The sequence below is a fragment of the Neobacillus drentensis genome, from assembly GCF_021560175.1.
GTDB lineage: Bacteria > Bacillota > Bacilli > Bacillales > Cytobacillaceae > Neobacillus > Neobacillus drentensis_A.
Map to the genome: position 1 here is coordinate 1,051,745 of NZ_CP091110.1, position 12,075 is coordinate 1,063,819.

The 12,075-nt window shown below is 37.5% G+C and carries 12 protein-coding genes; all 12 read left to right on the forward strand.

Annotated features, from left to right (window positions below; translation table 11 throughout):
• The first annotated feature begins 227 nt into the window (after window positions 1-227).
• The 12 genes from L1999_RS04945 (at window position 228) to L1999_RS05000 (ending at window position 12,067) form a co-directional block, all read left to right on the forward strand.
• Window positions 228-1,358 carry an ATP-binding protein gene (locus L1999_RS04945; protein ID WP_235742555.1) on the forward strand — a complete coding sequence of 377 codons (1,131 nt, stop codon included), beginning with the start codon at window positions 228-230 and terminating at the stop codon, window positions 1,356-1,358.
• 239 nt (window positions 1,359-1,597) lie between these two features.
• Window positions 1,598-2,290: a Na-translocating system protein MpsC family protein gene (locus L1999_RS04950; RefSeq protein ID WP_235742556.1), complete on the forward strand. Its 693-nt coding sequence runs from the start codon at window positions 1,598-1,600 to the stop codon at window positions 2,288-2,290.
• A gap of 86 nt (window positions 2,291-2,376) precedes the next feature.
• Window positions 2,377-3,081: a Na-translocating system protein MpsC family protein gene (locus L1999_RS04955; RefSeq protein WP_235742557.1), complete on the forward strand. Its 705-nt coding sequence runs from the start codon at window positions 2,377-2,379 to the stop codon at window positions 3,079-3,081.
• A gap of 124 nt (window positions 3,082-3,205) precedes the next feature.
• On the forward strand, window positions 3,206-3,475 hold the full coding sequence (locus tag L1999_RS04960; RefSeq protein WP_235742558.1) for an iron-sulfur cluster biosynthesis: 270 nt from the start codon (window positions 3,206-3,208) through the stop codon (window positions 3,473-3,475).
• A gap of 168 nt (window positions 3,476-3,643) precedes the next feature.
• On the forward strand, window positions 3,644-4,420 hold the full coding sequence (locus tag L1999_RS04965) for an IclR family transcriptional regulator (protein WP_235742559.1): 777 nt from the start codon (window positions 3,644-3,646) through the stop codon (window positions 4,418-4,420).
• Window positions 4,421-4,467: 47 nt separating this feature from the next.
• Window positions 4,468-5,355 (forward strand): acetaldehyde dehydrogenase (acetylating), encoded by an 888-nt coding sequence (locus L1999_RS04970; protein ID WP_235742560.1) that lies wholly within the window; start codon window positions 4,468-4,470, stop codon window positions 5,353-5,355.
• Window positions 5,356-5,379: 24 nt separating this feature from the next.
• The gene (dmpG, locus tag L1999_RS04975) at window positions 5,380-6,408 is read left to right on the forward strand and encodes a 4-hydroxy-2-oxovalerate aldolase (RefSeq protein ID WP_235742561.1); all 1,029 of its coding nucleotides are present in this window, start codon (window positions 5,380-5,382) and stop codon (window positions 6,406-6,408) included.
• Between the two features lie 212 nt (window positions 6,409-6,620).
• Window positions 6,621-8,027 carry a GntP family permease gene (locus L1999_RS04980; RefSeq protein WP_235742562.1) on the forward strand — a complete coding sequence of 469 codons (1,407 nt, stop codon included), beginning with the start codon at window positions 6,621-6,623 and terminating at the stop codon, window positions 8,025-8,027.
• 221 nt (window positions 8,028-8,248) lie between these two features.
• A complete protein-coding gene (locus L1999_RS04985; RefSeq protein ID WP_235742563.1) occupies window positions 8,249-9,319 on the forward strand; it encodes a branched-chain amino acid aminotransferase in 1,071 nt (356 codons plus the stop codon).
• A gap of 10 nt (window positions 9,320-9,329) precedes the next feature.
• The gene (locus L1999_RS04990; RefSeq protein WP_235742564.1) at window positions 9,330-10,244 is read left to right on the forward strand and encodes a ketopantoate reductase family protein; all 915 of its coding nucleotides are present in this window, start codon (window positions 9,330-9,332) and stop codon (window positions 10,242-10,244) included.
• A 289-nt stretch (window positions 10,245-10,533) separates the two neighbouring features.
• Window positions 10,534-11,310 (forward strand): amino acid ABC transporter substrate-binding protein, encoded by a 777-nt coding sequence (locus L1999_RS04995; protein ID WP_235742565.1) that lies wholly within the window; start codon window positions 10,534-10,536, stop codon window positions 11,308-11,310.
• Window positions 11,311-11,407: 97 nt separating this feature from the next.
• Window positions 11,408-12,067, forward strand: a complete 660-nt coding sequence (locus L1999_RS05000) for an amino acid ABC transporter permease (protein ID WP_235742566.1) — start codon at window positions 11,408-11,410, stop codon at window positions 12,065-12,067.
• Window positions 12,068-12,075 lie beyond the last annotated feature (8 nt).

Consider the following 12,075-nt stretch of genomic DNA (forward strand, 5'->3'; position numbering starts at 1 on the left):
CAATTCGTGAAAATAGGGAAATTTATAAAGGTAACGAACTCTAGAAAATGTATGCTAGATTTTAAAGCCACAGTAAGAAGTAGGTAATTACCTGCTCTTATTGTGGCTTTTCTATTTTTATTGCTGTGTTAATCTTGAATGTTGATTTCCGCTCCAATCAACATGCTAAAAATCATCAATAACCTTTAACACAGCCATTTTTTTATGGTGAAAGGAGGTTCTGCCTTATGGTTATGCATGAAACTGATCGAAAAAGTATTCTGTTAAAAGTGTACCGAGATACGAATATGGATAAGGATTTTTCGATCCTGTCAAAAACTCGTGATGCGTTTATACTAATCGATTTGCAAGGAAATATTGAATATGCCAGCCATGCTTGTGAACCACTACTAGGTTTTTCAAGGGATACTTTGCAACAGGTAAAGTTAAATAAACTGTTTGTGTCCGACTTTTTAGATCAAAAGCAAACCTTCTTTAAAGGCAGAGAACAGGAGAAAATTGATAATTTTGATGCGAAGGTAAAAGTAATTGAGGGAAATGCATTAGATGTTAACGTTACCGCGATTCCTATTTTTTTTGAACATGAGTTTCTTGGCTCATATTTAGTTTTAAAGGATATAACCTTCATTAAACAAAATAGGTTATCGTTGGAACGTGAACAAGAATATCATACCCTAATCCATCATTTATCCCGCTTATCAGAAAAACAAGCCACTGCCGGACAACTAGCTGCCGGTATTGCCCATGAAATACGCAACCCCATTACAGCCATTAAAGGCTTTTTACAATTACTAATGGGAGAAAACATTGGTAATAAAATCTACTTCGAAATCATTAATTCAGAGATTGAGCGAATTGAAGACATTCTAAAGGAATTAATGGTACTCGCTAAACCATCCAAACAAAAATATGAAAGAGTAAATCTTCAAGTCTTATTAGATCAGGTTGTTACCTTAATGGCCTCACAGGCCCTCCTTAATAATATTCAAATCGACAAACAGTTTGATTTCGCTAACATGTGGATCGTCGGTGATCCTAACCAGTTAAAACAGGTTTTAATTAATTATATAAAAAATGCAATTGAAGCAATGTCCGATGGAGGAGTGCTGATAATAAATGGAAGCCCCCTTGTAGGCGGGCAGGTCAAAATTAGTATTATCGATCAGGGTCGTGGGATTCCCCCAAGCATTCTTTCTCAAATTGGCCAGCCTTTTTTTACAACCAAAGAAAACGGAACGGGGCTTGGCATGCTGGTCAGCCGGCAAATTGTAAAAGAACATAAAGGGGATCTACGCATTGAGAGTGATTCAAATGGAACCTCTATCCATGTGAAATTACCCTTATCGTCACAAGCATAGAGGTTTGGCCTTTTTATTTTTTTCTAATGGTGTTGTTATCTTGAAGAATTAATGTTATTATGATATTTGTCTAATGTCTTGCAGTCATTAGTTTTGGAGCCTTATTTTAAGAACATTATATATAATACTTTCTTTGTGATGGTAAATGGTGGAAACTATTTTTATATAGTCGTCTTTTCCGTGGCCTAACTTCCTTTTAGTGAAGTTAGGCCTTTTTATATTTTATTAGGGGGATTTGAATGGTTGCAACTCAAGAGGATTTGCTTTCTCTAAGCAGTTCATTTAGTAAAATAATAAAGCGGGGATTTGGTAAAGGTCCTGAAAGCTGTTATACAGTTTTAAAAGGAAACAGATTATATGTGCAAATCCGTAATTTTATGACACCAGCGGAAGAAATTTTATCAGAAAAACAAGAATATAATTTGGTAACCAAATTCCGTTCATCTGTCATAACCGTTTTCTCAAAAGAATTAGTGCAAGAGGCATCGCAACTTTTAGGAATTTCGTTTGAATCCTTTTACCAAGATTGGAACTTTAATACGAATTCGGGAATTTTACTTTTAGTAAATAATCGCAGTAATCCAGTTGTGAAAATAGATGATCGTCTTGAGAAGAAGCTATATCATCTAATCCGAATGGTGGGCTCACAGCTGCACAAGGTTCCCAGTCAATTAAAGGTAGTGAAGTATACTCAGAATATCTGTGCAATTGAATTAAAAGGGGTTATGCTGCCATTAGATCATTTGTTAGCAGAAAATGGTGATTCCGACTTATTTTTAACTTATACAAGAGAAATTAAAAAAGGGTACTATCGGCAAAAGCTGCTATTTGAAGACTTATTTAATCGGTCGATTGAGGATTTATTTATGATATGGGATATCCCAGCTAATAAAGGTTTCTTAATCTTTAGTTTCAACAAGATCTATACATAAATGAACCATAAAAATTTCCTGCCTGGACATATTAATGTCAGGCAGTATTTTTTTGCCATTATCCGAAAGTGAGGTTGAAAACCTAAATGGTATTGCCAATGCAACAAAAGCTAATGGATATTAGCAGCCTAACTAGTAAATTGCTAAGAAAAAGTTTTGGGCGCGGACCGGAATCCTGCTATGCTTATGCAAATGAGCGGTTTTTAGTGTTTTACATACGCGGTTTCATGTCTCCATTAGAATCCACTTTATTGGAGAATGGGAATTCTGATAATATTGATATCTCGCGACATATTGTTATGAAGTCGGTAAATAACCAGTTGAAAGGAATTCTTGAACTAGAATTTGAACAGGATATTGAATCCTTTTACCATGATTGGAACTATCCGCAAAATACAGGGATGATTGCAGTCGAATTTGAAGGTGATATTGCACAGCCTATGGCTCGAAATCAGGGGGGCTCTGTGGACCTTAAACCTTTGATTGAAGAGGTAGAGAGGATAAGCATACTGGTACAAAAAAGACCTGAAAGAACAGAAGCTTATTTTATTTCACCAAATATTTATTTAATAAAACGCGATGGAATATTGGTTCAGATTGAAAAGGCATTAGTTTCTAAGGGATATGAACATACACTCTTGGTCACTAAGGACGAACTGGAAAAGTCATATTTACATCGAGATGGACGCTTTGAAGAAATCTTTCACAATCCTGTTGCGGACATTTTGGTGGATTGGGACTTAAGCGAAGATAGAAGCATTATGTGCTTTGTTTTAAAGGATAATAAGTAAAAGCATTATGCTAATAACTGCACTTTGGCATGCCCTAATCTACGATGGGGTAATTTTTGTCCATGACAGGCCTCCATTAATCTGCCATAATCATCCTAGGTACGAGTAGAAATGGGGTGATTTTATGTTTATTGTTACAGATGCGGCAATTCAAGAGCTGCAAACAAGGTTAAAACAATATGGTCCTAAACAGTTTATTCGGATGCAAATGCGGAAAAGTTGTTTTATGAAAGTGAAGGTTACATTAGAAGAAAACATTCAAGCCAATGATACAGAAGTCATAAGAGATAGTCTGCATTTCATTATTGATGCAGGAGAATGTCATTATTTCAATCATAAAACGTTAGATTATCTTCCGGATACAACTGGTTTTAAACAATTTGAGATTATTTAGTCGGATTATTTTAACAGAAGCCGTATTTTCCCAAGGGAGAATTCGGCTTTTTTTATCAAAATAGTACAAATGAAAACGTTGACAGAATGGTGACCTAAGAGTACTATAAAAGTGTACTTAATATTTACGAACGTCATTCGGTAATGTCGAACAGAAAGAGGGAACGAAGTGACGGAACGCCTGATTCAATCAATCGAAAGAGCTGCAGATATCCTCGAAGTTTTTTTGACTTCACATCCAGAACAAAGTATTAAAGAAATTAGCGACAGATTGAACTTATCAAAGAGTACTGTCCACGGCATTATTAAAACCTTGGAACATCGAGGTTACCTGGAGCAAAATTCGGACAATCTGAAATATCGACTCGGAATTAAACTTTTTGAACTAGGTAATTATGTAGGGAAAAATCTTGATATTGGTAGAATTGCCAGACCTATCATTAAAGATCTTGTTGAAGAACTAAATGAAACCGTTCACCTAGTTACGATGCAGCGTGATGAACTAATTTACATTGAAAAGGTAGAGGGTCCAAGTGCCTTAACGATTTATTCCCATATTGGCAAAAGAGCCCCATTTCATTGTACAGGTGTTGGCAAAGCCATCCTGTCCCAATTAAGTGAAGAAGAGGTAGATCGTATTTTATCATCCGTCAGCCTGGAAGCATTCACGGAGTTTACGACCACCGATATCGAGGAAATCAAAAGCATTTTGCCCTCAATCAGAGAACAAGGTTATGCCTTCGATGATGAAGAGATAGAGCTAGGACTTAAATGTATAGCTGCACCAATTTTTAATCATCAAGGGAAAGCAATTGCTTCGATAAGCTGTGCCGCCCCTAAAATGAGGTTAGATGAAGAACGTCTGCCTAAAGTAATTGAGGGTATTAAACATGCAGCAGCTGAGATTTCAAGACAATTAGGTTACAAAGGGAAAAATGCAATTTAAATAGAGCAAGTACAAAGAATAAATTTTGGTATTGGAGGAGAATTATTTTGTCAAAAGTAAAAGTTGCCGTTCTTGGATCGGGAAACATTGGTACAGATTTAATGATTAAACTAGGCCGTTCTGAATTATTAGAGTTAACTGCTGTGATTGGGATTGACCCACAATCAGATGGACTCCGTCGTGCGAGAGAATTAGGTTATGCCGGGGTTGATACAGGAATTGATGGATTCCTTGCTGATCCAACCTTAGAAGCAGACATCGTCTTTGATGCCACGTCTGCAAAAGCGCATTTATATAATGCAAAAGTTTTAAGAGAAGCTGGCATCAAAGTAATTGATATGACTCCGGCTGCTGTAGGACCATATGTATGTGCAGCTGTTAATATTGAGGACCATTTAGATAAGGATAATATCAATCTAATTACTTGCGGCGGTCAAGCAACCATTCCAATGGTACATGCTGTAAACCGTGTTGCACCAGTTGAATATGCAGAAATCGTTGCTACCATTGCAAGTAAGAGTGCCGGGCCTGGAACACGTGCCAATATTGATGAATTTACGGAAACCACTTCCAGAGCAATTGAAGTAGTCGGAGGGGCGAAAAAAGGGAAAGCCATTATGATATTAAACCCTGCTGAACCGCCAATTATGATGCGTGATACAGTTTATACACTTGTTGAAGAAGGAAAAATGGATGAAGAAGCGATCAGACAATCCATCGCTGAAATGGAGAAAGTAGTTCAATCCTATGTGCCTGGCTACCGTCTCCGGACTGAAGCAATTTTTGACGGTAATAAAGTGACGATCTTCCTTCAAGTAGAAGGTGCTGGTGATTACTTGCCGGTGTATGCAGGTAACCTTGATATCATGACTTCTGCTGGTGTAAAAATTGCCGAAGCATTTGCGAAAAAACTATTAACGAAAGAAACAGTTTAAGCTGTTAGAAAGGGGTAAAGAAAAATGACAAATGAGAGAGAGATCGTAATTACTGAGGTAGCCTTACGGGATGGAAGTCATGCGATTAACCATCAATATACAGTAGAACAAGTACTTAAAATTACCAAAGCATTAAACGATGCTAACGTACCATTTATAGAAGTATCCCATGGAGACGGGCTAGCTGGCTCTTCCCTGCAGTACGGCCTTTCCCGTACGAATGAAATGGAATTAATTGAAGCTGCTGTATCCGTTGCTGATAAATCAAAAATTGCTGTGCTTCTTTTACCAGGAATCGGTACTTTGCATGAATTAAAAGAAGCCGCTAATTTAGGCGCTAAAATGGCCAGGATTGCCACGCATGTGACAGAGGCAGACGTAGCTCCACAGCATATTGCTTACGCTAAAGAACTAGGGATGGAAACAGTTGGATTCCTTATGATGAATCATATGGCTCCAGTTAATAAACTAGTTGAGCAAGCTAAATTAATGGAAAGCTATGGTGCTGACACGGTCTATGTTGTGGACTCTGCTGGTTACTTATTGCCTAACCAAGTACGTGAAAGAATTCATGCCTTGAAAGAATCAGTTGGTATCAATGTCGGTTTCCATGGTCATAACAACTTATCACTAGCAATGGCTAATACTCTTGCAGCGATTGAAGAAGGGGCAACGCGAATTGACGGAAGTGTACGCTGCCTGGGTGCGGGCGCAGGTAATACGCAAACGGAAGTATTAGTTGCCGTTTGTGAACGGATGGGAATTAAAACAGGAGTAGATTTATATAAAATGATGGACTTAGCAGAGGACATTGTTGCTCCGATCTTACAAGTACCACAGGAAATTACAAAAGATAGTTTAACATTAGGATATGCGGGCGTATACTCAAGCTTTGCCCTTCATGCCAAACGTGCTGCTGCGAAATTTGGTGTTGATTCACGAGATATTTTAATAGAATTAGGTAAGCGCAAAGTCGTCGGCGGCCAAGAAGATATGATTGTCGAAGTGGCGGCTGAGATTGCTAAAAGTAATAGTAAAGTGGCGTTAAGCTGAATAGTTAAAGATTCATAACTTCTAAGAATGGGAGAAAAGGGGTACATTACCCTTTTCGCCAGCATACTGACGCAAGAATATATATTTTTTCGAATCACTGAAGTATTAATTGAAAGCGGTTTTAAGTTCTGTAATCATGATCCTCAGTTACTAAAATATATCTCTGCTGCAACTTCTTAGAATAATACTCGTTGAAATAGAGGAGAGATTTTATGGAACTGGTTATTATCCTATTAGCACTCGGAATGTTAATGTTTATAGCTTACCGGGGTTTTTCAGTTATTTTATTTGCGCCTATTTGTGCATTATTTGCTGTATTCCTAACAAATCCTGATTTCGTCTTACCATTTTTCTCAAATGTATTTATGGGGAAAATGGTTGAATATATTAAACTATATTTTCCGATTTTCTTATTAGGAGCAGTTTTCGGTAAAGTTGTTGAAATGTCTGGATTAGCACGTTCGATAGCAACAACGCTAATACAATTAGTAGGGCGTAAACGTGCCATGCTGGTCATTGTATTATTATGTGCAATTCTTACCTATAGTGGTATCAGTTTGGTCGTAGTTGCTTTTGCTGTCTATCCTTTTGCGGCAAACTTGTTTAGACAATCTAACATTCCCAAACGGTTAATTCCTGGTACAATTGCGCTTGGTTCATTCACCTTTACAATGGATTCACTTCCAGGGTCTCCACAGGTACAAAACGTTATCCCGACTACCTTCTTCAAAACAACTCTTTATGCTGCGCCAACACTTGGTATCATTGGTGCAATTTTCATCTTTACGATTGGTATGCTTTATTTAAATACACGCCGGAAAAAGGCTGAAAAAGTGGGTGAAGGATACGATTGCTTCGGAACAATTAAAGAAAAACAAATTGAAGTAAACCTTGACCTACAAGAAAGTACGGCCCGTAAAATTTTGGCGTTTGTTCCAGTTGTACTTGTCGGTGTATTAAATAAAGTGTTAACTACCTTTATTCCTAAGTGGTATCCGAATGGATTTGATTTTTCAAAAATCGGTTTGAATTTTCCTAATATTGAAACTCCGCAGGTAGTGGGAATATGGTCGGTAGAAATAGCACTTATTGTTGGTATTCTTACTACTATTTTATATAATCGAAAACCAATTTTCCTAAATTTTAAAGATGGTATGAATATAGGGATTGCCGGAGCCTTGTTGGCTATTATGAACTCAGCAACTGAATACGGTTTTGGTGCTGTTATTTCATCACTGCCTGGTTTTACAATGGCGAGAGATGGCATTTCTAAATTATTTGTTAATCCATTATTAAACGGTGCGGTGACCACAAACGTTCTTTCCGCCATTTCCGGTTCCGCTTCAGCGGGGATTGCCATTTCACTCGGAATTATGGCTGATAAGTATATTGCATTGGCCAACCAATTTGGAATTCCCTTAGAAGTCATGCACCGGGTAATTTCTATGGCCTCAGGCGGAATGGATACTTTGCCCCATAATGGTGCGGTCATCACGTTACTTGCGATTACAGGTTTAACACATAAGCAGTCCTACCGTGATATTTTTGCTGTCACCATTATTAAAACAATCGCTGCCTTCTTTATTATTGGCGTTTATTTAGTAACAGGACTAGTTTAATAGAAGAAATGGCAGTAGACTAGGCGAGTAAACGATGTCTTTAATCAGACAAGTTTACTTGCTTTTTCTTTGCCAAAAAGTTCTTTCCTCTTTTTATTAGATTCTAGCAAAAATAACCCTATTCTTCAGAAAATATGTTAAAATAGTCAAAATAGTATTAAAATTATGCAACTATATCTTTTAAGGAAAGTTTATAGAAATTAAGGATGGGAGCCACAATCATGAAGGAGTTAAAAATTGACGTAACTTTAAGCACAGAAAAAAAACAAAAGCCATCGTTTGATAACTTGGAGTTTGGAAAGCACTTTACAGATCACATGTTTATTTGGAATTACACTGAAGGAAAAGGATGGCATGACGCACGAATTATCCCGTATCAACCGATTATGCTGGACCCTGCAGCGACCGTATTCCATTATGGGCAAACAGTTTTTGAAGGAATGAAAGCATATTTAACAAAAGATGAACAGGTATTATTATTTAGACCTGAAGAAAATATGAAAAGATTAAACCGATCAAATGACCGGTTATGTATGCCGAAGCTGGATGAAGAAGGGGCATTAAGTGCCTTGAAGCAATTAATTCAAATTGACCGTGATTGGATCCCGTCTGGTGAAGGGACCTCCCTATATATTCGTCCGTTTATGATCGCGACTGAAGCCTTTTTGGGGGTTCATCCTGCAAAAACCTATCAGTTTATAATCATTCTTTCACCTGTAGGTGCTTATTACAAAGAAGGAATCAATCCTGTTAAAATTGCAGTTGAAAGCGAGTATGTTCGTGCTGTTGCTGGCGGAACAGGAAATGCCAAAACGGCAGGGAACTATGCAGCAAGCTTAAAGGCGTCCGAGATTGCCGAGCAAAATGGTTATTCACAGGTGTTATGGCTAGATGGCAGAGAAAATCAATATATTGAAGAGGTTGGCAGTATGAACGTCTTCTTTAAAATCAATGGTGAGGTTATTACTCCAGAGTTAAATGGAAGTATTCTCGAAGGTATTACACGTAAATCAATTATCGAACTATTAAATTATATGAATATTCCACTGGTTGAACGAAGAATTTCTATTCATGAAATTCAGCAGGCCTATCAGGATGGGGTATTAGAAGAAGCATTCGGCACGGGAACCGCTGCAGTTATCTCGCCAATTGGGGAGCTCCTATGGAAAAATGAGAAAATGGTTGTTAATAATGGAGAGATTGGTTCATTATCGCAGCAATTATACGATACATTAACCGGAATCCAAAATGGCACAAAAGAAGATCCTTTTGGATGGTCAGCAAGGATTTAGGTGAATAGCGATGGTCATAAAAAAAGTCTCTATTATCGGTCTGGGGGCATTAGGGATTTTATTTGGGAACCAATTAGCCAAGAAATTGCCCCGTACTGATTTAAGAATAATTGCTGATCAAGACCGTATTCAACGCTATAAAGAGGACGGGGTTTTTTGTAATGGTGAGCGCTGCGATTTCAACTATGTAATGCCTCAAGAGGTGTGTGAGCCTGCCGATTTACTGATTATAGCAGTAAAGTTTAATGGCTTAGATGATGCAATTCAAGCGGTAAAACAACATGTTGGTGAGAAAACGATTATACTATCACTCCTGAATGGTATTACTAGTGAAGAAATCATTGGTGAGGCTTATGGGAGGGATAAAATCCTATATTGTGTGGCCCAAGGCATGGATGCTGTTAAAGTCGAGAACCAACTGACCTACGACCATATCGGGATGATTTGCTTTGGAGGAAATGAAACAGAAAAGGTGAATATCCTAGCTGAGTTTTTTGAACAAGTGGAGATTCCATATGAGGTTGACCCCGATATGTTAAAAAGGCTGTGGGGGAAATTCATGCTTAATGTAGGGGTAAATCAAACTGTTGCTGTTTTTGAAAGTAATTATGGAGCTGTTCAGCTTGAGGGACCAGCCAGAACGATGATGATCTCGGCAATGAGAGAGGTTATGTCGCTTTCGGAAAAAGTAGGAGTTCGTTTATCGGAAGAGGATTTAGTTTATTGGTTAAAGGTATTAGGTACATTAAGTCCAGATGGAAAACCCTCAATGGCCCAGGATGTTGAGGCAAGGCGATTTAGTGAAGTGGAGTTATTCTCCGGTACCGTAGTAAAGTTGGGGAAAAGGTATAATGTACCAACACCGGTTAATCAAGTGTTGTATCAACAGATAAAGTTGACTGAGAGCCAGTACACAATGGAATAAGGAAAAGACGTAAGGCAACTGCCCGTTTTGGATAGTTGCCTTTGTTTTTTTATAGATTACTAATTTTAAGCAGACTCAATAAATTATTATAATAAATAAAAATATTATCTATATTAGAAACATACATAAAACGAAAAAGGTCTATTTCTACGAAGAGGGAGACTTTTTTCATTTTAGTAGAAAAGTGATTGTAATTTAAAATATTATAATGTTATAATGTGCTAGTATGATAATATGGTAACGTACTAAAGGGTTTATAAAATTATCTTGTAAAAGGTGGTAAAATAGAATGAAACGTATAGCAACGATGGTCCTGGCAATTGCGGCTGTTTTTTCGCTGCTAACAGCCTGCTCAAGCAAGACATCTAGTACTAATAAAGATTCGCTAATTATTGGGATCGACGATAAATTTGCTCCAATGGGATTCAGGGACGAAAACAATAAAATTGTTGGCTTTGATATTGACCTCGCGAAAGCTGCTGCTGATAAAATGGGGAAAAAGGTAACGTTCCAGCCCATTGATTGGAAGACAAAAGAGTCAGAACTTAGCAGCGGACGGATTGACCTAATATGGAATGGATATACTATCACCGATGACAGAAAGAAAAAAGTGCTTTTCACAAAACCTTACTTAAAAAATGCACAAGTAGTTGTTACAAGAACTGATTCAAAAATTACTAAACTATCAGATTTAGAGGGTAAGACGGTTGGTCTTCAATCACTTTCTTCTGCGTCAGATGCCCTAGATGCAAATCCAATTAAATCTAAAATTAAAACTGTCACAGAATTCAAGGACAATGTGTTAGCTTTAAACGACCTAAAGAGCGGCCGTTTGGATGCAGTAGTTATTGATGAGGTCGTTATTAATTATTATATGACCAAAGAGAAAGATACTTTTAAAATATTGGATGAATCACTTGCTCCTGAGGAATATGGAGTCGGCGTGAAAAAGGGTAATGAAGAATTACTAAAAAATCTTCAAAAAGCTCTTGATGACATGAATACTGATGGTACAGCATCAAAAATTTCAACAAAGTGGTTTGGCAAAGATAAAGTATTGAAGTAAAATATAGTTGGCAAAACAGGATTTCCATAGGGAAGCCTGTTTTGTTGTGTTAATTGGTATTGGTGCTTACGCTTTTCTAATTGGAGGAAAATTAAGAATGTCTATAAATTACATTATTTCAATTCTGAAGCCAATGCTTGAAGGGGCGCAGATGACTGTGCTATTATTCATCATTGCCATTGTAGTCTCTATTCCATTGGGCTTTTTATTAACATTGGCGGTAAGAAGCCAAATTAAACCATTATCATGGCTTGCTCAAGCCTATATCTATGTAATGCGTGGCACTCCACTGCTATTGCAATTATTATTCATCTGCTTTGGGCTGCCAATGATTCCTGTCATCGGAGAATATTTAGTTTTGGATCGCTTTGTTGCGGCCTGTTTAGGGTTTATTTTGAATTACGCAGCATACTTTGCAGAAATTTTTCGTGGAGGAATCCTTGCGATTGATAAGGGACAATACGAGGCGTCACAGGTATTGGGGTTAAATAGGTGGCATATGACAACTAGAATTATCATGCCGCAAATGTTTCGAATTGCTCTTCCTGCTGTAGCAAATGAATCGGTTACATTGATTAAGGATACTGCGCTGCTTTATGCTGTTGCAGTGCCTGAATTATTACATTTTGCCGAAACAGCCGTTAATCGTGACTTTACTATTGTGCCTTTTTTGGTTGCTGGGATTATTTATCTCTTGATGACACTTGTATTAACATTAGTGTTTAAATGGGTTGAAAATAGATTTAGATTTGAATAGAAGGTATG